The sequence below is a fragment of the Sodalis sp. RH24 genome (assembly GCF_047324145.1).
In the GTDB taxonomy this organism is placed as follows: domain Bacteria; phylum Pseudomonadota; class Gammaproteobacteria; order Enterobacterales; family Enterobacteriaceae; genus Acerihabitans.
This window is the reverse complement of record NZ_CP178729.1, coordinates 1,359,316-1,378,715: the sequence shown is the minus strand read 5'-3', so window position 1 is coordinate 1,378,715 and position 19,400 is coordinate 1,359,316. Positions and strand designations below refer to the sequence as shown.

Here is a 19,400-nt window from a genome sequence, read left to right as displayed (position 1 = left end):
CAGGCCGCGTCCGGCCAGCGCCCGCCAGGCTGCGGGCCAATACGCGTTTTGACTGATGGAGTAACGCAATGACCATCCCTCCCGAGTATCAGGACCTGGCGCAACAGATCCAGGACTTTCGCCACCACCTGCACCGGCACCCCGAACTGTCCAACCAGGAATTTGAAACCACCGCGAAAATCCGCGCCGCGCTCGAGCGTGAGGGCATCCGCATTCTCGACTTGCCGTTAAAAACCGGCCTGGTGGCGGAAATCGGCGGCCTGCAGCCCGGCCCGCTGGTAGTACTGCGCGCCGATATCGACGCGTTGCCAATCAACGAGGAATCCGGCGTCGAGTACACCTCCGAAAACCCCGGCGTGATGCATGCCTGCGGCCATGATTTTCATAGTTCGGCCGCACTCGGCGCCGCCATCCTGCTCAAGCGCCGGGAGGAGGGATTACAGGGCAGGGTGCGCGTGCTGTTCCAGGCGGCGGAAGAAACCGGCCTGGGTGCGCCGGATCTGATTGCCACCGGCGCGCTGGACGACGCCGCGGTCATTTTCGGCATCCATAACGATCCCACCCTGCCGGTGGGCGTGGTGGGCGGCAAGGACGGCGCGCTGACGGCGGGCGTGGACAGGTTCGAGATCAAGATCGCCGCCAAAGGCTCCCATGCCGCCAAGCCGCACGAGGGCAACGATCCCATTATTATCCTCGGCCAGCTGATTGGCGCGGTGCAAACCCTGATCAGCCGCAACGTGCCGTCCAACAACAATGCCGTGGTATCCATCACCCAGGTCCACAGCGGCAGCACATGGAATGTGATCCCGGATACCGCCTATATCGAGGGCACGGTGCGGACTTTCAGCCAGGACGTGCGCGATCTTATCGAGCAGCGCTTCCGCCAGCTGGTGCAAGGCATCGCCGAGGCCTATGGGGCGCAGCTGGAATTTTTATGGCACGCCGGGCCGCCGTCGGTAGTGAATACGCCGGAATGGGTGGCTTTTGCCCTGGAACAGGCCACCGAGACCGGCTTTGAGGCAAGGCGCGTCGACGCCAGCCCCATCGGCGAGGATTTCGCCTTTTACCAGCAGAAACTGCCCGGCACCTTCATGATGGTCGGATCCGGCGGCCCCCATGCGCTGCACCACCCGAAATTTCGCGTGGACGATCGCGCTTTATTCCCCACCGCCCGTTATCTTGCGCGCCTGGCCGGCGAAGCGCTGAAGTCGCTGGCGTAGCATGAGCGAAACGCTCACCCGGCGGCTGGCGACGCTTATCGTCGACACCCGGCCAGACGAAACGGCGCGGGGAAAATCCCGGGCCGGAGTGCTGGACTATCTGGCGGTGACCCTCCCGGTGCTGCTTGGACGCGTGGCTGACAGCGGCCTGGTTTGCCTGCGCCGGGTCTATGACGGCCGGGATGCGCGCACGCGGGCGCTGCTGCTGGGTTATGCCGGCCATGCGCTGGACTATGATGATTTTCACCCCGACTTTCGTGGCCATCCCAGCACCGTGATCCTGCCGGCGCTGTTCGCCCTGGCCGCAGAGCATCCGACGGTCGGCGCCGCGAGGTTTCTCGACGCCTATGCCGTCGGGGTGGAAGCGGCGGGGCGGCTGGGATTGGCCGCCGGCCGCCGGCATTACGCCATGGGTTTTCACAGCACCGGCACCCTGGGCACGCTGGCGGCAACGGCGGCGGCGGCGCGGCTGGTGAAGGCCGACGCCGGTGCGACGGCGGTGATGCTGGGCATTGCCGCCACTCAAGCCAGCGGGCTGCGCGCGCAGACCGGTTCCGCAGCGAAACCCTTGCATGCCGGACTGGCGGCGCAGGCCGCGGTGGCCGCTTGCCAGCTCGCGTTGGCGGGGTTTTCCGGACAGCCTGACGGGATTATCGAGGATTTTCTGGCGGCCAGCTGTGGCGGCCGACAGGATCCGGACCTGTTGACCGACCGTTGGGGCGAACCTTGGCGCATTGTCACTCCCGGGCTGGAGTTCAAGCCGTATGCCGCCTGCAGCGGTACCCACAGCGCCGCCGATGCGGCGCGCCGGTTACGCCGGCAGTGGCTGGACAGCGGCCATACCCTCGACGCGCTGCTGGATAGGCTTGATCATATCGAGGTGGCGTTTCCGCCGGGCGGCGATCTCGCGCCCTCGGTGCGCCGGCCCCGTAACGGTATGGAAGCGCGCTTTAGCCTGGAATACGTTATCGCCGCCGGCCTGTTGCTTGATGATCTTACCCTTGCGGAATTTGCCGAAGGGCCGGTGAATCCGGCGATTTCGGCGCTGGCGCAGCGGGTCAGCCGCTGTCCCGACCCACTGGCGCCTCCCGATGAGCTGGACCCCTCCGCCCGTTTCCATCAGGTGACGCTATTTTTCCATCACGATGCGCCGCTGCGTTGTAAGGTGACGCGCCGGGAGAGCCTGTCCCATCCGGTGGACCTGTCGCATAAGCTGCGGCGCTGCCTGGCGGGTGAAACGGATGCGACGATCGACGCCATCGAAAGCCTGAGCCGCCTGGATTCACCCTCGGCGCTGTCCCGGCTGGGGACGTTACTCCTGTCGGCGCTTCATCAGCCCCGCCGATAGACGCGCTTTACGCTTGACTCATCCCGCCGGCCTCCGCGTTTCACTTGCGCGCCGCGGCCGCTCCCTGCCCGCCGCGCCCCGGCACGCTTAATGATGTCCGTGCCGCAATCGATGCTTACCCACCGCTGCTTTCCGGCCGACGTGACACCGCGACCGGCGGCTCAAAGACCCTGACTTCCGGCGCCTCGCCCGCAAAACGGCCGACGCGCACCACGGTAATCTGACCGGCGCAGCCCTGGCTGAGCGAAGAGGTGCCGATGTCCAGCGTCAGCACATTGGGATTGCCATGGCGGCAGACGGGTCTCTCCGCCAACGGATCCACCGGATCGTACCAGGCGCCGGTCGGCAACTGTACCACCCCCGGCATAATACGCGCGCTCACCTCAGCGCTAGCCAGCACCGTGCCGCGGCCGTTGACCAGCTCAACCACGTCGCCGGTGGTTATGCCGAGGCGCCGCGCGTCGTCGGGATTCAGGCAACATATCTCGCGCCCGCCGCGTTTGCGGCTGACGCTGTACTGTCCGAAATCAAGCTGGCTGTGCAGACGCGATTCGGGCTGGTTGGCAATCAGATAAAAAGGATGCTGTTCGTCGGGCCGTTGTTGCGGCTCAAGCCACACCGGATGTCCCGGACAGTCCGCATAACCAAAGCCGGCGATGGTCTGGGAGAAAATCTCGATTTTGCCGCTCGGGGTCGGCAGCGGATTGCGCTCCGGATCCTGGCGAAATGCCCGCAGCAGCCGGCCTCCATCCCGATCCTGCGGCAGTTCCAGGATGCCCTGCTGCCAGAATGTGGCAAAATCAGGCACGCTGACGTCACGTTCACGCAGACGTTCACGCATCTGCTGATAGAGATGCGCCAGCCATTCTCGGGCGCTGCGTCCCTCGGTAAACGCCGCTTCCCGGCCGAGCCGCCGAGCCAGTTCGGTAAAAATGGCGTAATCATCCTTCGCTTCGCCGTAAGGCGTGGCCGCCTGCTGCATGGCAACCAGATACCGGTCCGTCGGTGCGCCGCCGATGTCTTCCCGCTCCAGCGTCATGGTGGCGGGCAGCACGATATCGGCATGACGCGCCGTTGCCGTCCAGGCGGTCTCATGCACGATCAGCGTATCAAGCCGGCAAAACGCCCGGCGCAGGCGCGCCAAGTCCTGATGGTGATGGAACGGATTGCCGCCCGCCCAATAGGCTAGCCGGATGGTCGGATAGGTAAGATGGCGCCCGTTGTAAACGAATTTTTCACCGGGATGCAGCAGCATATCGGCCACGCGCGCCACCGGGATAAACCGGTCGATACCGTTTTTACCCTGCGGCAGCGCCGGGAATGCCACCTGGTTGTGGTGCTTGCCGTAATGGCCCAGCGCGCCCAGCGCATAAGCGTAGCCCCCGCCCGGCAGTCCCGGCTGCCCCAACGCCGCCGCCAGCACGAGCCCGAGCCATACCGGCTGCTCGCCGTGCTCCGCCCGCTGCAGCGAGTGCGCCACGGTCACCATCACCCTGCGTCCATGTAACTGGGCCGCCAGCGCGTCGATACGCGCTGCGGGGATGCCGCAGATGGGCGCCGCCCAGGCGGCATCGCGGACCTGTCCGTCCACGTCGCCGCGGATATAGGCCACCAGCTTTTCCCAACCGACGCAGTAACGTGCCAGGAACGCCGCATCAATCCACTGGCGGTTTGCCAATATGTGCAGCAGCGCGAGGATCAGCGCCGCGTCGGTGCCGGGACGTATCGGCAGCCACTCACCCCGGGCCTCGGCGGGCAGATCGCTTTCCAGCGGGCTGACCGAGATAAAAGTTGCGCCGCGCCGCGCCGCCTGGTCTATAAAACCGCGCTCAGTGTGTTCGCTCATCCCGCCGCTGGCCACCTGGGAGTTTTTTAACGCCAGGCCGCCGAAGGAGATCATGACCTCGGTGTGCTGCGCGATTTCCTGCCAACTGACGCCGCGGCGGGCGATTTCGTTGATATCGCCGATGATATGCGGCAGCAGGACAGACGACGCGCCGGAGCTATAGCTGTTGACCGAGCGGACGTAACCGCCGAGCGTGGTATTAAGGAAACGATGCACCTGGCTTTGGGCGTGATGAAAGCGTCCGGCGCTGGACCAGCCGTAGGAACCGCCAAATATCGCCTCCGGTCCGGATACACCCGCTACCCGTTGCAACTCGGCGGCCACCCGCTCATAGGCCTCCGGCCAGCTCAGGGCGACATACTCGTCCGCGCCCCGGCGGTTATCGGGGCCCGGGCCCTGTTCCAGCCAACCGCGCCGCACCATCGGACCAGCGATACGCGCCTGATGGCTGAGGGCGTTGGCAATGTTCTGCAGCAGCGGGCTGGGATCGGGATCGCCGCTGAACGGGGTAATGACCAGCCGGTCATCCTGCCAGCGGGCGGTGAAAGCCCCCCAATGGGAGCTGTGGGTTTTGTGATGGGTCGAGGTCATCATGGGTATCCAGGTGAAATAGCAAGCCCGTGATTTACAGCACGGTTGCCAGAAAGTGCCGCACGCGATGATTTTGCGGATCGTCCAGCACACGGTTCGCCGGACCGGCGGCGATAATTTTACCTTCTTCCATAAAAACGACGTTATCCGCCACTTCACGCGCGAAACCAATTTCGTGGGTAACAATTACCATGGTGATGCCTGAGTGCGCCAGCGCTTTAATCACCTGCAGCACTTCTCCCACCAGCTCCGGATCCAGCGCCGATGTCGGCTCATCAAACAGCAGAACCGCCGGATCCATTGCCAGCGCACGGGCAATGGCGACGCGTTGCTGCTGCCCACCGGAAAGCTGCTGCGGCCAGTCGTTTTCCCGTTCGGCCAGCCCGACCTGCCGCAATAGCAGCCGCGCCTTGCTGGTAGCCTGCTGGCGGCTCAGTTTTTTTACCAGCATGGGCGCATCGATGATGTTCTGCAGCACCGTGCGGTGCGAAAAGAGGTTAAATTGCTGGAACACCATGCCGATCCGGCTGCGCTGAAGCGCAATCTCGCGGCTGCCTAATTCATGGAGCGCCTGTCCTTTCTGCCGGTAGCCCACCAGTTCTCCGCCGATAAGAATGGTACCGCCATCAAGCTTTTCCAGATGGTTGATGCACCGCAGCAGGGTAGATTTGCCGGATCCGGACGGCCCGAGGATCACCGTCACCGAGCCGGCGGGAATCTCGAGGGTCACATTATCGAGGATCGTGTTGCCGGAAAAGCGTTTGGTGACTTTGCGCAGGGTGATAGTCTCAGCCATTGTTTAGCCTCCCGGTCTTCAGGCTATAAAACAACAGCTTGCGTTTCGCGCGATCCTGGCTTGGCTGGCGGGTAAGGCTGCGGCTAAAATAACGCTCAACGTAATACTGGCCCACCGACAGGACCGAGGTCATCAGCAGATACCACAGTGTCGCCACCAGTAACAGCGGGATTACCTGGTAGGTGCGCTGGTAGATAATTTGCGCCGAGAACAGCACATCCTGCAGCGCGATCACCGAGACCACCGCGGTGGTCTTCAGCTGGCCGATAATTTCGTTGCCGGCCGGCGGCAAAATGGCCCGCATCGCCTGCGGCAAGATGGTGTGGCGAAAGATCTGCGCCGGGCGATAGCCCAGCGCCCGCGCCGCTTCCAGTTGGCCATGCCCGACGCTTTGGATCCCTGCGCGCACGATTTCCGCGGCATAGGCGGACTGGTGCATCACCAGCGCGATCACCGCCGCGCTGAACGGACTTATCAGGGTGTTGGCGTCGGCGCTCCACAGCGCGCCGACGCCGGGAAGGGCCAGGGAAATCTTGGGATAGAGCGCGGCGATATTGTACCAGAGGAACAGCTGTACCAGCATCGGCACGCCGCGAAAGAACCAGGTATAAGCCCAGCTTACCGCCACCAGCACCGGATTGGACGAGAGGCGCATCAGCGCCAGCACGGTGCCGAAGGCAAAACCGAACAAGACTGAAATGACGGTCAGTTGCAGCGTCATCAGCACGCCGCGCAGGATGGATTCCTCGGTAAAGCTCCCGATAATAGTCTGCCACTCGAAGCGGGGATTGGACATCATAGAATGGATGGCGGCGCACAGCAGGATCAGCACGAAAAACGCGCTGATCCAGCGGCCGTAATAGCGTTTGCCGACAATCCTCAGCTCATCGGCTTCGGTTTCCTGCGGTGTACTGTTCATTGGAATATCTCTTCGTTTCGTTTTGCTTCTTTCACGGCGCCATAGCCGATCCCCCAACGATCGAGAATTTTTTGATAGCTGCCGTCCTGGATCAGGGAATTGAGCGCGGCCTGCACCGGTTCTTCCAACGGCGACTGTTTGGGGAAAGCGATGGAAACCGGCGCGTCATCCACGCTGATTTCGCCGCTCATGGCCAGCGCTTTCACCAGGTTCACCTGCCAGGTGAGTCCTTCGTAAGGGCCGAAAAACAGCGGCACGCGCCCGCTGACCACGGCCTGCACCCCGGCGGGGCGGTCTGGGAACACCGCGATGTTAATCGGCGGTTTGCCCTGCTCCACGCACTGTTTGCTGGCGGCGTCGAGACGGGTCAGCTGGGTAGTGCCGGCCCCGCCGCCGACCTGTTTGCCGCACACCGCCAATAACGAGGTAAAAGGGGCGACATTGGCGTCTTTACGGGAAATAACCCCGAGCCGGGAAGCATTGTAATAGCCGATAAAATCGATTTGCTGCAAGCGCGCCTTGGTGGCGTTGATATTGGACAGCGCCACGTCATACCGGCCCGACTTCAGCCCGGGAATAATGTTGTCGAACCCGCCGGTATCCTGCCAGTGCACCGTCACGCCCAGCCGTTCGGCAACGGCGTTCATGATATCGATTTCACGTCCCGCCAGCGTGCGGTTGTCTTCCTGGAAAAAAGTAGTGGGCGGCGTATTGGGGTTGGTGCCGGCAATAATATAGCCCCGGGTCACAATATCGGCGGGCAGTTTATTTTTCAGCCTTTCATCGCTCTTGACGTGAAACGAACTGGCCGTGGGAACATTCTGCTCGGCCGCCCAGGCGTTATGCGCGCCCGCCATCATGAAAAGCGATATAAAACCATGGGATAACTTCATTAAAGGCTTCTCTCCAGATGAAATATGACAAAGGGGCCTGCGTGCAGACCTTAGATAGATAAACATTCAAATTAGATAAAGGCGGAAGCGGTCAGGGCGCTTAGGCAAACGTCGGTCTGGCAACGGTTTCGGCATATTGTCCACTCATTAATAGATTGTCATGGAATACCGACGACCTTCACAAGTGACAAAATTCGCTAAGCTTATAAGAAATTTTGGAATGACCCGCGCCGGGAACGGTGATTGCGCCCCTGAGGCCGGGCCGTGTGACCCTACCCCAATAATGAGCGGAGCAAAGTCGGGGGGCAGGTCAATTCTTTCTCGCCACATGCGTTGGAATGCCTGGAATATGTCGATGTGATCACTCCGAATAAAACCGAGGCCTCACAGCTTTCCGGCGCTGAGTGCTGACACCACCGGCGCCGGTGACGCTTTTAACGGCGCGTTTGCGGCAGCACTGGCCCGCGGCGAGTCGGTGGTGCAAGGAGAATGAGATGACTAAAATTGGAGGTATTGTGCCGGTTATGTTGACTCCCTTTACCCCCGATAACCACATTGACTATGACGGCCTGGCGCGCCTGATTGACTGGTATCTGGAGAAAGGCGTCGATGCATTATTCGCGGTGTGTCAGTCGAGCGAAATGCACTTCCTCAGTCTGGATGCGCGGGCGGAACTGGCACGATCCGTGGGGTGACGGTGGTTAAACTCGGCGAGATTACATGGCCGGCGCCGCCCATCGAGGTCTCTGCGCAGCCGGCGAAGCCCCTGCCGGCAGCCATCGTTAAACCCTTGGCTAAGCCGATTGCGCCCTGGGAAAAATACGTTCTGCTGGTGGTAGGAATAGTGCTGTTTGGTCGGCTGGCCAACGTGGCGCCGCAGGCGTTCTTGTCGCATTTTACCGTATTCGCGCTGGCGTGCGTGGTGGGCGATTATGTGGTTTGGAACGTCAGCCATGCGCTGCATACGCCCTTGATGTCGGTAACCAACGCTATTTCCGGGATCATCGTGGTGGGGGCGTTGCTGCAGATGGGTCACCGCGGCCGCGGTTGGCGCGCCGTTCCCGCAGCGCCGGTCCGCCCTAGGTGTCCTTGGCGTGGATGCCGCGTCTCATCTTGGCCAGAATTTGCACCAGGGCCTCGCGTTCTTCGGGGGACAACGTCTGCAATAAGCTGTCCGAGACCTGTTCAGCCACGGGTCGGGCAAGATTCAGCATAGTGCGGCCCTGCTTGGTGAGCCGGATAAGACGCCGGCGGCTATCGGCGGCATCCGGGTGCCGGACAATCAGCTGCCTGGTTTCCATGCGTCCAAGCATTTCCGCCAGGGTTGCCTTGGTGGTGGCGCTAGCCTGCCCGAGCGCGGCCTGATCGAGTCCTTCGGGCGAGGTGGCGAGCGCTTCCAAAACCGCATATTGCGGTTTGGTTAGTTCGGGCATCAGCAAGGTCCAGCGGGCGGTATGCTCCTGCAGGACAACGCGCATGAGGTGGAATAAGGTCTTGTCAAACATCCGCTCTATATCCTGTCCGGTAGTTCCCCGTTCACGCCCGTTTGGCGGGGCGGGTATTATCTCCGCTACGTTTGGCGTGCACAAGCAAATCCCGCCATTGATGCATGCCGGGCTTGACGTTCGTATACGAACTAAATAGAATTTTCCGTGAAGCCTGGGGCGGAGTCTGTTCGTCCGAACATATAGTTCGTATACGAACTATATGTTGTTGCCTTGCTTCGTTTATGCGACTTATCCTCGTTATATCGCGGGCCGCTGACGTTGGGGAAGGGCTGACCGGCGCCGGGTAAAACGGCAGGGTAGATGAGTCGACCCGCCTTTTCACATTGGATACGGGATTTAACATGATATTCGACGATTTGCGCCAGTTTCTGCAGGCGCTGGATGAACATGGCCAGCTGCTGCATGTGAAAGACTCCGTCCAGGCCGAGCCGGACCTGGCGGCGGCGGCCAATGCGGCCGGCCGGATCGGGGATAAAGCGCCGGCGCTTTATTTCGATAATATCGCGGGTTTCACCGACGCCAAGGTTGCGCTTAATACCCTGGGTTCGTGGCCTAACCACGCTATCGCCTTGGGCATGGCTCCCGGTACCTCCACCAAGGATCAGGTTGCGGAATTCATCCGGCGCTGGGACGAATTCCCCGTATCGGTGGAGCGCCGCGCAAATCCGCCCTGGCGGGAAAACAGCGTCGAAGGCGACGATATCAATCTTTTTGAAATACTGCCGCTGTTTCGCCTCAACGATGGCGACGGGGGTTTTTATCTGGACAAAGCCGCGGTGGTCTCGCGCGACCCGCAGGACCCCGATAATTTCGGCAAGCAGAATGTCGGCATTTACCGTATGCAGGTCAAGGGCAAACGCCGTCTCGCCATCCAGCCCGTGCCGGTGCACGATATCGCCATCCACCTCAAGGCGGCGGAGGAGCGGGGCGAGGACCTGCCTATCGCCATCACCCTTGGCAACGATCCGATCATCACGCTTATGGCGTCGACGCCCTTGGGCTATGACCAGTCGGAATACGAAATGGCGGGCGCGCTGCGGCAGGCGCCTTATCCGATCGCCACGGCCCCGCTAACCGGATTTGACGTCCCATGGGGGTCGGAGGTGGTTATCGAAGGCGTGATCGAAAGCCGCAAGCGCGAACTGGAAGGCCCGTTCGGCGAGTTCACGGGCAATTATTCCGGCGGGCACCGGATGCCGGTGATAAGGATCGACCGGGTTTCTTATAGAACGCAGCCGATCTTCGAGTCCCTTTATCTTGGCATGCCCTGGACGGAGGTGGACTATCTCATCGGTCCGGCAACATGTGTCCCGCTTTACAAGCAGCTCAAGGCCGATTTTCCCGAGGTGCAGGCCGTTAATGCCATGTATACCCATGGCCTGCTGGCGATTATTTCCACCAAGAAACGTTATGGCGGATTCGCGAAAGCGGTAGGACTGCGCGCCATGACGACGCCCCATGGATTGGGTTACGTAAAAATGGCGATTGTCGTGGATGAGGACGTCGATCCCTTCAATTTACCCCAGGTTATGTGGGCTTTGTCCACCAAGGTGAATCCCGCGGGCGATCTGGTACAACTGCCCAATATGTCGGTGGTCGCGCTTGACCCCGGCTCGACGCCCGCAGGCGTGACCGACAAGCTGGTCATTGATGCGACGACCCCCGTCGTTCCGGACACGCGCGGCAATTACGGTCTACCGGTGCGCGATCTTCCCGAAACGGGCCGCTGGATCGAGCGGCTGAACACGCTGATCGCCAACAACCGTTGATCCGATAATAAATGAAAAGGAACATATGATGATTTGTCCTCGTTGCCAGCATCCGGAGACGGACGTTTTGTTTGAAAGCCCGGTCCCGGGCGTATTTACCGTATTTCAATGCGGGCAATGCCTCTACACCTGGCGTTCGACCGAGCCTCCGCGCCGTTCCGATCCCCGGTTTTATCCGCAAGCGTTCCGCCTGGACCCCGGGAGTCTGGAACACGCCGAGGAAATACCACCGGTTCCGGTCCTGCAGAAAGTCACCGGAGAGTAATACACCGCTTATCCGGTGCGCCTGGGTAAGGGGTAAAATCATTCCCGCCACACCGCGTCGCGGGCTTTAATAGCCCGCAGGAGCATACCTAGCGTGTAAAAGCGGCCGGCGAGATAAAATTGATGGTTGTCCACCCGCCCGACGCCGTTGGCAATCACACGAAGCCGGCCGCCCTGTTCGGCATCGCTCAGCAACGGGTCCCACATCATCCAGGCATCCGCGGCATGATGATCGCTTGGCGCCAGCGAATACTTCGGCGGCGCATAGACTACCCGTATGTCATCCAGCGTCAGGCCGGCCTCATCAAGGTCCGCAGCAAAAGATAGAATTGATGCTATTGCTATGTCATATTTTCGAATCTGGTAAATCACGCGGCGAAGTAAGGACGAATGCCCATGTACAAACGCTGGCTTGCCTGGTCTATTTTGTTTTTTATGGTGCCCTGAGGAATTGCATTTTAATGCCAACAGACGGTTGGACAGCAAAAGAAGGAGCCACCGCTTTGGATATGCTTTTTTCTCTAATCGACACCGATACGAGTGAATATTATAAATAAATAGCATTTCAGAGTAGAGAAAAAAAATCTCTCTCATACACCTGCGATTTTACCTAGTGCCGAACTCAGGGCACATTAAGCACAAGCATTACACCGATTCTGAGTAGACTACATTTGTCTTTCTACCTAATGGAGAACATAGCCGTGGCGACACCAGGCGAGACACTTCCAGCGTTGGCTCATTTTTCCTGGTGTGCGCAGGTAGCGCTGAGGCTTGCTATTCAAGATGGACTGATCCATTCTCCCTTAGATGAGCATCTCTTTTTGCTAAACTGGATAGTCACAGCGAAAACGCAAAAGCGTTTTCCGAAGATGATTGGGACGGATATCGACAATCTCATATCGCATGCCAGCCGATTAGGCATACAAATTAATCTCCTGCAACAACTTCATTCTATTTATATTTTTTACATGTTTCCTATGGTTAAGAAAACAGACCGACTTCGGTTCAGCTATGTTATTGAGTCGTTGCGTTTGTTGGGATGGCAGGATTTTAGCATATCTCGAAAAGACGGGTTGGCCCTGGAGAAATTTTCTTTGGATTCAAGAAAAAATGTAATTTTCATCGAATATGAATCTTTAAATAAAGCATTTGATGCGGAAGGTCGTCAGATCTCTATTATTGAATTAAAACTGTCTGGACCGATAAATAAAATCATTGAATTATTTGTCAAGCAAGATTTTTATTGCAATTATGTAAATGAAACACAAAGCTATTATCTGCTTTTTATTAACACATCACCTGTTAATGGAAAATAATGATTTAGTCCAATGTGATTAGAGACAATATATATGCTACTAAAGGTTATCGTGGTATTTATTGATGTTTCACTAAATAATCAGGCACGGCTTGATTACGCAGTAAAAATCGCACGCCGCTATGGTGCTCATCTCGCGGGACTCTATATCGCCCCAACTTACTGGGAGACCAGTCCATCTAAAATTTATGATATTGGCAGTGATGCATCAACTGAGTTGACAAGATTTCAGCGCGAGGAAGAGCAGGAGACATTAAAAAAGGCGAGAGAGGTTTTCAACGCTGCCACCCACAGTGAAAAGATTGATTCTGAGTTTCACATCATTAAAGACAGCGCAGATGACATGCAGTTCAGGTCAATTTTGTTATATACAGATCTGATCATCGTTGGTACCCCTGGAACCAACGGACTGCCAAAAAATTGGTCGGCGCAAGCGATACTACTTGCTACAGATGTTCCATTCCTTATAGTGCCAAATGGATGGCGGTGTCAATAGGGGAGATCGGTAAACGAATCATGCTCAGCTGGAATGGTAGCCGTGAGTCACGCCGGGCTATCATGGATTCCCTGCCATTTTTGAGCGCTGCACAATCTGTGTCGGTTGTCGACGTCGTAAAGGAAAAATATCCACATCATGGCGACTCGCTTGGCACGGACTTTTTACTTTTTATCAGCAGGCACGGAATTCAGGTCGCTGTTGATGTATTGTTATCACAAGATCGTCCCTCCGCCGCCGTGCTCTTGCAGTACGCAGCGGTGCATGATATTGATTTAATTATTCTAGGGGCTTATAGCCATTGCCAGTCGGGTGTGATTATCTTCAGAGGCCTCGCAAGATCACTCTTGCATGTTACGACCGTTCCCTTGCTAATCGCACATTAGTATAAATAATGATTTATTGATGTGATTATATCATTTGAGAACAAAAATATCGTATTAGCCTCTTGGGCGCCAAAGACATCCGCCGATTAGACTGGCTTAATAAGGATAGATTACGTCTACTGTCTAGATATTAATATTAGCCCAAACTCTTTCAGTATAAAGTAAAAAAATCCACCGTTTCCGGTGGGTAATTAGTACAAAATTCTATCCATGAATAACGGGGGAAATCCTTTTATGAAGAGTTATTCTAACGCCATTAATCAGTGGGTAGTGTGCAAAAATTGCTTTGTGTAGAGATTTTAACAAAAATGATTAACTATAATTTTTCATATTTTAAAAGCTTGTGTTTTCTAAATTGCAACAGAAAGCTGAGCAGATATGGAAAGAAAAGAAGGTTTTACATCTACAGCCTCGATCATGGGCAGGCAATTCTTAGCTAATGTAAGAGGAGATATGTTAATCCAGCGGTGCGGGAACGCACATGAACAGGTTTTCCTGTCAGACCACAAGCGTAAAAAAAGGTGGGCCAACTGTGATGGAAACGCCCTCAGCAAGCACAAGCATCATTTAAATTTCACATTATTTTTTATTATTATAAAGCTTACGTTTATATTTATGAAAACGATCATTCAGTTTATGTTTATTTTGTGTACTCAAGTGTTTACCTAAAACAGTAAAAACCACGACGAGAAGGAATAAAATAATCAATAAATACAATAAATTATATAAAAACATATTAACCTCAAATCAGTTTGAACTGCTGGATCTTTCACACTTAAAATTATACCGTCAGAACAGCACAGTGAATGATCAATCTGTGCGCAGTTTTACAAAGGCTGTACTTGAGAAATTGTTAGCGTATGAATGTGCTTAAGACTAAAATTGATAAAATGTATGACTTTATTCCTCTCGTATTGCCAATTGTGATGAATAATGCCCCGGCCCAGATAAATAGCAATACCTTGGTAATTGGTATGTATAGCGATATTACTAATTGCTCAATTTGGTCATCAAGAGACTATTTGTTTATGCACAATTCTGTAGGAAATGACATGCTCATGATAAATAGGAATCTTTTTCAACTATTGGAATAAGGTATTCGCAAACTATATTATAATCAGTCGAATACTGAATAGGAGAATTGAATGAGAAACGTTCGATGTCAGGACCCTGACTCCGCGTCAAACGCAAGCTCGGCATGGATGACTTATAGACCAGCATAATAAAATTTTGCAGCCCTCCGGCAGGTCCTTCATAAGTAAACCGCGCGTAAGTACCGCCTTCGAGAACCACCGGAGACGCAGATGGAAGATGTTCAGGCAACTGCCCCTGGGGCCAGGCTGTGGTGTAATACAATGTCATGTCCCCATTACGCCTTGGTGTCTCGCTCGGTAGCATGCGATTCAGTCCGTAAAGTAGCGGTGAAAGAGGTGTTCCTTGTTGCAGATACTGATGCCAGAGTGGTGTTCTCAAGTCGCGGCGAACAAAGTCTTGAAAATGTTCCAGGGTACTGTGATATCTTTTGGTCACTCCGATCAGGCGGGTCGCGGGGATGACGATGAAATCAGGTGTGGGAAACCTGGTCAAGTCAAGGTATATAGGCGGACAAAGTCCCGCCAGCCGCCAGTTTGACGCGCAGCGGTAGGAGCCCGGCGTTTGGGCGAATTGCCGTTTAAAGGCGCGGGTGAAAATTTGTTGTGAGTCGAAATGGTAAAAATACCCGATCTCAAATATAGATCGACGCGTTAAGCGTAATGCCACCGCTGCCTGGGATAACCGCCTCTCCCGGGTATAACCTCCAAGGTTACGGCCAGTAATAGTCTTAAACATGCGTTGCAAATACCATTTAGAAAAGCCGGCCTTTGCTGCAACGTCATCCAATAATAATCGCTGATCCAGGTTATCTTCTAACCAGTCCAGTAATACGCTGATTATATTTAATTGGGAGTTGGACATGGCTACTCTCACTTATCTTATCATTGTTAATTGACCAAATAGTGTGCGCTTCAGCTCGCGTCGGAATGTTTCATCCTTAGCGGCGGTCGGAGAAAAGCGAATAATGAAGCTTCGGGTCGCCACCGTCATCGCGATTGAACCAGTGAACACAAAGAAAAACAGCTCAGGATCGATATCGCCGATGTCTCCGGCTTCACGCGCCTTTTTGAGCAACGGCAAAAGCAAATCATAAGGAGGTTTGATCAATCGCTCGTAAACATAGTCAGATCGCGCGTCATGCTGGGCGACTTCCTTGACAACAAATTTAGCCATCAGCGGAGTGTCGCAAATCAGATCGATCAATTGCTCCATGACATGACGAAAGTACTCACCCTCCGAGAGGTCGCCATTTTTTTCCTGCTCCATGACAAGTATTACGGCGACAACCCGCTCAGCGACATGGTCAATGACCGCTTGCCACAAACCAAGTTTCGAGCCAAAACTATGAGAGAGAAGTGAGACATCCACATCGGCCTCTGAAGCAATCTGGCGCAAGCTCGACCCCTCGAACCCAAATCTGGAGAAAATATCGAGCGCGCTCTCCAAGATCCGATCCGATGTCGGTACTTGCGATTTGCGTGGTCTGCCCCTTGGTCTGCGGGGGGTGTCGGCTATCATCGTTATCTCTATTCCTGTTGTTTTTTCAGTCTGACCTGGACAGGTGACTCTATCATTTATTCTTCTCAATAATCAACGGATGTTGATTATTAAGGGATATGAAAAATGATTATCTTGCTGACGGCGCATATCGGCGCATCAGGTTGCTCGCCGGGTCGGATAGTGGTGTTTTTTGGCGAGCCGTTGGTTCATGTTTGACGGCCGATGGGAAGTGCTGTCGCCAATAATCCTGAAATGCCTGCCGGCATTGCACAACGAACAGATATTGGGCACTAAAAGCACATCTACCCAGATGGTTTATAGGCTATTTTTGCATAAATGATAATAGGGTCAATCAGGAGTGAGCAGTATGACGAACTTACATCCGTTTACCCCTCATTATAATTATGCCAATGTGGACTTCATGGCGTCCACGGTGGCTTTCATGGAACGCCAAAAAATGTCCATTGACCTTGTTACCCTTGAGGCGAAAATTCCCAGTTCTGGTAAAAAGATGTGCAATTTTTTTACCAAAAATGAATTATGACATTGAATGTGCGTTGTTTTTTTTCGAAAAAATAAGTGAAGCAAAAATATAGATGTTATCAAAAATATTTTTTGGTTAACACATTCGCCTCCAGCAAGGTAACTCATTACAAAAATTTATCTGTTATCGTTCATGGATCCGTCAGGGATCATGCAACACTGGATGATGTCGTGGAAGAGTTTTAATAAAAAACAGGACTCTATTATTAAGGTAACCTACATCGGCGGATATAATGCCTTGCAAGGCGGTTCTGTTTTGCTTAAATAATATATTTTTGGGGAGGCTATATTATCATATTCCTGTATAAATCCATTTTTATAACAGTATGTATTTGTGGATGCAATCTGATTTTTTATCGGCGAACCAGCCCCATGTTGAAAACCTGAGGTTGGTTTTTCCCAGAGATAAGTTTATGAAATATTAGAATTTAATTTGTATCTTTGACGATGTCGTTTTATCGGCGGCGGCGATCAACGCGCTCTCGATGGCTTCCGGCTGATATTCGCCGCTCAGCAGCGGCAGCGGATTGATGCGACCGTCCTGCAGCCATTTCACCGCGGTGTCGAACTCATTTATAAAACGGAAAGATCCGACCCAGCGTATTTCTTTCACCAGCATCGGCATCACCGGGTATTCTACGCTGCTGGCGCCCATGCCCACCTGCACCACGGTGCCGGCCGGGCGGGTGAGGGCGACGGTGGAGCTGATGGCCGCCGGGCTGCCGGAAGCTTCAAACACCACGTCAAAATAGCCCCGGTCCCGCTGATAGAAAGCGGCGCTGTCTTTATTCATCGGGTTAAATGTCGCGGTGGCGCCCATCTGAGCGGCCAGCGTCAGGCAGCGGTCGCTGACATCGCACGCCACGGCTTCGGCCGCCCCGGCGCTTAACGCCGCGGCCAGGATCAGGCAGCCAATCGGCCCGGCGCCGATCACCAGCACTTTTTTGCCGACCAGCGTGCCCGCCGCGTTAACGGCGTGGATCGCCACCGCCAGCGGTTCGGCAAAGGCGATGACTTTCGGTTCGGCGTGCTCATCATAAGGAATACACTGTTTTACAGCAGCCACCACATATTCGGAGAATCCCCCGTTAACATGCGGATCGAACTGCGCGCTGCCCATAAAACGCATGGCGGAGCACAGGTTTTGCTTGCCCTCCAGGCAGAACACGCAATGGTTGCAGGGTTGCGAAGGATTGACCGCCACGCGCTGGCCGACCCGCAGGTTAGAGTCCACCGGCGCCTTGCTTACAACGCCAACGAACTCATGGCCGACCACCATGGGATGTTTGAGTACCGACATCCCGGCGCGTCCATGTTGGTAATAATGGATGTCGGACCCGCAAATGCCGCCGCGGTCCACCTTCACCAGCACATCCTCATCCTGGTATTCCAGCTCACGTTGTTCTACGCGAATATCTTTCTCACCGTAGGCGAAGCAGGCTTTGCAGCTGATTGTATGGGTGCTCATTATTTGACCTCGATTTTAAGTGCGTCTGGGCCGGGTTGCGGCCGGACAGGTTCAGTTGATTTCGGCGGGACGATCACGTCGATTTTCCCGACCAGGAAGGTGTAGGCCAGCAGGCCGGCCAGTGCGACCGCGGCGATATACCACATCGCGTACTGGAAATTATTGGTGCGCTGCAGGATCACGCCGATGACAATCGGACTGATGATGCCGGACAGGTTGCCGCAGATATTCAGGCAGCCGCCCATGGTGCCGAGAAAGTTGCGCGGGATAACGTCGCTCCATACCACCCAACCCAGATTGGAGAAGGCGTTGGCGAAAAAGGCGATGGACAGGATGGCAATGGCCATGAGGGGCTGGTCTTCAAAATAGTTGACCAGGCAAATCACCATGGTCAGGCACAGCCCGGACATCACGGGCAGTTTGCGGGCCAGCGTACGCGATGCGCCTTTTTTCAGCAGCATGTCGCTCAGGGTGCCGCCGCACAGCACGCCGGCCATGGCCATCAGGTATGGAAAGGAAGCTCCCAGGCCCGCTTTGGCGATCGACAGGTGCAGCCCCTTTTCCAGATAGACGATAAACCAGGTCAGGAAGAAATATAGCGTGGAGGAACAGGCGAACTGGGCAATAAACAGACCCCAGATGGTGCGTTTTTTCAGGAAGAAGCGAATATCGGCCCAGCGTACTTTTTCGCTGACGTTAGCCTGGTTTAGTGAACCGTAGCCGCCGCCGTCGCGGATATAATCCAGTTCTTGCCGGTTGGTCTTGACGCTATGCTGCGGATCGCGGTATTTCATCAGCCAGAAGATGCCGAACAGGACGCCGGCGGCGCCGGACAGGTAAAATGACATTTGCCAGCCGAATTCCGCCACGATAAACGACAGTGCCGGAGTGAGCAGCGCCAGCCCGATGTATTGCGCGCTGGAATAAATGGCGGTGGCGCGCGCCCGTTCATGATCGGGAAACCAGGTGGCGATTATCTTGGTATTGGACGGGAAAGAGGGCGCTTCGGCTATGCCGATCAAGGCCCGGCAGCCCAGTAACATCAGGAATGACGCGGTAGCGGTGGCAAACAGGTGATGCGAGGCAAACCCCATCAGGAAGGTAAACACGCTCCACAGGATGATGGCGCTGCCGTACAGGACGCGTGAGCCGATGCGGTCCAGCACATAACCTACCGGGATCTGGCTGGCGGCGTAGAACCAGGTGAACATGGAGAACAGCAGCCCAAGCTGGGTGGGACTTAAATCGAAATCGGCCTGGATTTTACTGCCGGCGACGGACAGGTTGGCCCGGTCCATATAATTAATTGCCGTTACGATAAATAACAGCGACAAAATAAAGAATCGCGACTTGGTTGCTTTCATTTTATTTTCCTGGTCAAAAGGTACCATTTTTTTATAAGCAGACGGATACAGGGATATAGCCCACAGCGGCGATGCTGTG

At 55.4% G+C, this 19,400-nt stretch carries 18 protein-coding genes and 3 pseudogenes; 11 read left to right on the top strand and 10 right to left on the bottom strand.

What is annotated here, in order from left to right; all coding sequences use genetic code 11:
- Positions 1-68 precede the first annotated feature (68 nt).
- Positions 69-1,220, top strand: a complete 1,152-nt coding sequence (locus tag ACL2XG_RS06380; RefSeq protein ID WP_410015491.1) for an amidohydrolase — start codon at positions 69-71, stop codon at positions 1,218-1,220.
- 1 nt (position 1,221) lies between these two features.
- Positions 1,222-2,568, top strand: coding sequence for an MmgE/PrpD family protein (locus tag ACL2XG_RS06375; RefSeq protein ID WP_410015490.1), 1,347 nt, complete (start codon positions 1,222-1,224; stop codon positions 2,566-2,568).
- Between the two features lie 115 nt (positions 2,569-2,683).
- Here the strand turns inward: ACL2XG_RS06375 and ACL2XG_RS06370 are convergent, their stop codons facing one another.
- From ACL2XG_RS06370 to ACL2XG_RS06355, 4 genes are read right to left on the bottom strand one after another with little or no spacing between them, the layout of a single operon-like run.
- Positions 2,684-5,008 carry a molybdopterin-dependent oxidoreductase gene (locus ACL2XG_RS06370; RefSeq protein ID WP_413722577.1) on the bottom strand — a complete coding sequence of 775 codons (2,325 nt, stop codon included), beginning with the start codon at positions 5,006-5,008 and terminating at the stop codon, positions 2,684-2,686.
- Between the two features lie 31 nt (positions 5,009-5,039).
- A complete protein-coding gene (locus ACL2XG_RS06365) occupies positions 5,040-5,801 on the bottom strand; it encodes an amino acid ABC transporter ATP-binding protein (protein WP_413722578.1) in 762 nt (253 codons plus the stop codon).
- Positions 5,794-6,720 (bottom strand): amino acid ABC transporter permease, encoded by a 927-nt coding sequence (locus tag ACL2XG_RS06360; protein WP_413722579.1) that lies wholly within the window; start codon positions 6,718-6,720, stop codon positions 5,794-5,796. Before ACL2XG_RS06360 ends, ACL2XG_RS06365 begins: the two co-directional genes overlap by 8 nt.
- Entirely contained in the window at positions 6,717-7,613 is an 897-nt protein-coding gene (locus ACL2XG_RS06355) for an ABC transporter substrate-binding protein (protein ID WP_413722580.1), read from the bottom strand. Before ACL2XG_RS06355 ends, ACL2XG_RS06360 begins: the two co-directional genes overlap by 4 nt.
- 370 nt (positions 7,614-7,983) lie before the next feature.
- Here ACL2XG_RS06355 and ACL2XG_RS06350 point away from each other — a divergent pair, with 370 nt between their 5' ends.
- The 3 genes and pseudogenes from ACL2XG_RS06350 to ACL2XG_RS06340 form a co-directional block, all read left to right on the top strand.
- Positions 7,984-8,106, top strand: a complete 123-nt coding sequence (locus tag ACL2XG_RS06350; RefSeq protein ID WP_413723594.1) for a PfkB family carbohydrate kinase — start codon at positions 7,984-7,986, stop codon at positions 8,104-8,106.
- A gap of 1 nt (position 8,107) precedes the next feature.
- Positions 8,108-8,302 (top strand): annotated as a pseudogene (locus tag ACL2XG_RS06345) (dihydrodipicolinate synthase family protein); the annotation flags it as partial.
- Positions 8,296-8,655, top strand: a pseudogene (locus ACL2XG_RS06340) (proton-translocating transhydrogenase family protein); the annotation flags it as partial. The pseudogenes ACL2XG_RS06345 and ACL2XG_RS06340, both read left to right, overlap by 7 nt.
- Positions 8,656-8,692: 37 nt before the next feature.
- Here ACL2XG_RS06340 and ACL2XG_RS06335 read toward each other — a convergent pair.
- Positions 8,693-9,118: a MarR family winged helix-turn-helix transcriptional regulator gene (locus ACL2XG_RS06335; protein ID WP_410015485.1), complete on the bottom strand. Its 426-nt coding sequence runs from the start codon at positions 9,116-9,118 to the stop codon at positions 8,693-8,695.
- 344 nt (positions 9,119-9,462) lie between these two features.
- On the opposite strand from ACL2XG_RS06335, the gene ACL2XG_RS06330 reads away from it, so the two are divergent.
- Positions 9,463-10,890, top strand: coding sequence for a non-oxidative hydroxyarylic acid decarboxylases subunit C (locus tag ACL2XG_RS06330; protein ID WP_410015484.1), 1,428 nt, complete (start codon positions 9,463-9,465; stop codon positions 10,888-10,890).
- 25 nt (positions 10,891-10,915) lie between these two features.
- Positions 10,916-11,155, top strand: a complete 240-nt coding sequence (locus tag ACL2XG_RS06325) for a non-oxidative hydroxyarylic acid decarboxylases subunit D (protein ID WP_413723587.1) — start codon at positions 10,916-10,918, stop codon at positions 11,153-11,155.
- 101 nt (positions 11,156-11,256) lie between these two features.
- On the opposite strand, the pseudogene ACL2XG_RS06320 reads toward ACL2XG_RS06325, so the two are convergent.
- Positions 11,257-11,463, bottom strand: a pseudogene (locus tag ACL2XG_RS06320) (AAA family ATPase); the annotation flags it as partial.
- Between the two features lie 392 nt (positions 11,464-11,855).
- On the opposite strand from ACL2XG_RS06320, the gene ACL2XG_RS06315 reads away from it, so the two are divergent.
- Genes ACL2XG_RS06315 through ACL2XG_RS06305 form a run of 3 tightly spaced genes read left to right on the top strand, consistent with a single transcriptional unit; the run spans position 11,856 to position 13,351 of the window.
- Positions 11,856-12,470, top strand: coding sequence for a DUF2913 family protein (locus ACL2XG_RS06315; RefSeq protein WP_413722581.1), 615 nt, complete (start codon positions 11,856-11,858; stop codon positions 12,468-12,470).
- Positions 12,471-12,503: 33 nt separating this feature from the next.
- The gene (locus tag ACL2XG_RS06310; protein WP_413723586.1) at positions 12,504-12,965 is read left to right on the top strand and encodes a universal stress protein; all 462 of its coding nucleotides are present in this window, start codon (positions 12,504-12,506) and stop codon (positions 12,963-12,965) included.
- 20 nt (positions 12,966-12,985) lie between these two features.
- The gene (locus ACL2XG_RS06305) at positions 12,986-13,351 is read left to right on the top strand and encodes a hypothetical protein (protein ID WP_413723585.1); all 366 of its coding nucleotides are present in this window, start codon (positions 12,986-12,988) and stop codon (positions 13,349-13,351) included.
- Between the two features lie 1,056 nt (positions 13,352-14,407).
- On the opposite strand, the gene ACL2XG_RS06300 is transcribed toward ACL2XG_RS06305, so the two are convergent.
- Together ACL2XG_RS06300 and ACL2XG_RS06295 are read right to left on the bottom strand one after the other, a co-directional pair.
- The gene (locus tag ACL2XG_RS06300) at positions 14,408-15,307 is read right to left on the bottom strand and encodes a helix-turn-helix domain-containing protein (protein ID WP_413722583.1); all 900 of its coding nucleotides are present in this window, start codon (positions 15,305-15,307) and stop codon (positions 14,408-14,410) included.
- A 12-nt stretch (positions 15,308-15,319) separates the two neighbouring features.
- Positions 15,320-15,964 (bottom strand): TetR/AcrR family transcriptional regulator, encoded by a 645-nt coding sequence (locus tag ACL2XG_RS06295; protein WP_413722584.1) that lies wholly within the window; start codon positions 15,962-15,964, stop codon positions 15,320-15,322.
- 349 nt (positions 15,965-16,313) lie between these two features.
- On the opposite strand from ACL2XG_RS06295, the gene ACL2XG_RS06290 reads away from it, so the two are divergent.
- Positions 16,314-16,490 (top strand): glycogen synthase, encoded by a 177-nt coding sequence (locus ACL2XG_RS06290; protein WP_413722585.1) that lies wholly within the window; start codon positions 16,314-16,316, stop codon positions 16,488-16,490.
- A 420-nt stretch (positions 16,491-16,910) separates the two neighbouring features.
- Here the strand turns inward: ACL2XG_RS06290 and idnD are convergent, their stop codons facing one another.
- Both idnD and ACL2XG_RS06280 read right to left on the bottom strand, forming a co-directional pair.
- Complete coding sequence (gene idnD, locus ACL2XG_RS06285; protein WP_413722586.1) at positions 16,911-17,957, bottom strand: L-idonate 5-dehydrogenase; 1,047 nt, start codon at positions 17,955-17,957, stop codon at positions 16,911-16,913.
- A complete protein-coding gene (locus ACL2XG_RS06280) occupies positions 17,957-19,321 on the bottom strand; it encodes an MFS transporter (RefSeq protein ID WP_410015481.1) in 1,365 nt (454 codons plus the stop codon). The genes idnD and ACL2XG_RS06280 overlap by 1 nt, the downstream gene beginning before the upstream one ends.
- Between the last annotated feature and the right edge of the window lie 79 nt (positions 19,322-19,400).

Excerpts from the sequence above, each read along its gene's own strand:
- ACL2XG_RS06380 (WP_410015491.1), top strand. The coding sequence starts at position 69 with ATGACCATCCCTCCCGAGTATCAGGACCTGGCGCAACAGATCCAGGAC.
- ACL2XG_RS06375 (WP_410015490.1), top strand. The coding sequence starts at position 1,222 with ATGAGCGAAACGCTCACCCGGCGGCTGGCGACGCTTATCGTCGACACC.
- ACL2XG_RS06370 (WP_413722577.1), bottom strand. The coding sequence starts at position 5,008 with ATGATGACCTCGACCCATCACAAAACCCACAGCTCCCATTGGGGGGCT.
- ACL2XG_RS06365 (WP_413722578.1), bottom strand. The coding sequence starts at position 5,801 with ATGGCTGAGACTATCACCCTGCGCAAAGTCACCAAACGCTTTTCCGGC.
- ACL2XG_RS06360 (WP_413722579.1), bottom strand. The coding sequence starts at position 6,720 with ATGAACAGTACACCGCAGGAAACCGAAGCCGATGAGCTGAGGATTGTC.
- ACL2XG_RS06355 (WP_413722580.1), bottom strand. The coding sequence starts at position 7,613 with ATGAAGTTATCCCATGGTTTTATATCGCTTTTCATGATGGCGGGCGCG.
- ACL2XG_RS06335 (WP_410015485.1), bottom strand. The coding sequence starts at position 9,118 with ATGTTTGACAAGACCTTATTCCACCTCATGCGCGTTGTCCTGCAGGAG.
- ACL2XG_RS06330 (WP_410015484.1), top strand. The coding sequence starts at position 9,463 with ATGATATTCGACGATTTGCGCCAGTTTCTGCAGGCGCTGGATGAACAT.
- ACL2XG_RS06325 (WP_413723587.1), top strand. The coding sequence starts at position 10,916 with ATGATGATTTGTCCTCGTTGCCAGCATCCGGAGACGGACGTTTTGTTT.
- ACL2XG_RS06310 (WP_413723586.1), top strand. The coding sequence starts at position 12,504 with ATGCTACTAAAGGTTATCGTGGTATTTATTGATGTTTCACTAAATAAT.
- ACL2XG_RS06305 (WP_413723585.1), top strand. The coding sequence starts at position 12,986 with ATGCTCAGCTGGAATGGTAGCCGTGAGTCACGCCGGGCTATCATGGAT.
- ACL2XG_RS06300 (WP_413722583.1), bottom strand. The coding sequence starts at position 15,307 with ATGTCCAACTCCCAATTAAATATAATCAGCGTATTACTGGACTGGTTA.
- ACL2XG_RS06295 (WP_413722584.1), bottom strand. The coding sequence starts at position 15,964 with ATGATAGCCGACACCCCCCGCAGACCAAGGGGCAGACCACGCAAATCG.
- ACL2XG_RS06290 (WP_413722585.1), top strand. The coding sequence starts at position 16,314 with ATGACGAACTTACATCCGTTTACCCCTCATTATAATTATGCCAATGTG.
- idnD (WP_413722586.1), bottom strand. The coding sequence starts at position 17,957 with ATGAGCACCCATACAATCAGCTGCAAAGCCTGCTTCGCCTACGGTGAG.
- ACL2XG_RS06280 (WP_410015481.1), bottom strand. The coding sequence starts at position 19,321 with ATGAAAGCAACCAAGTCGCGATTCTTTATTTTGTCGCTGTTATTTATC.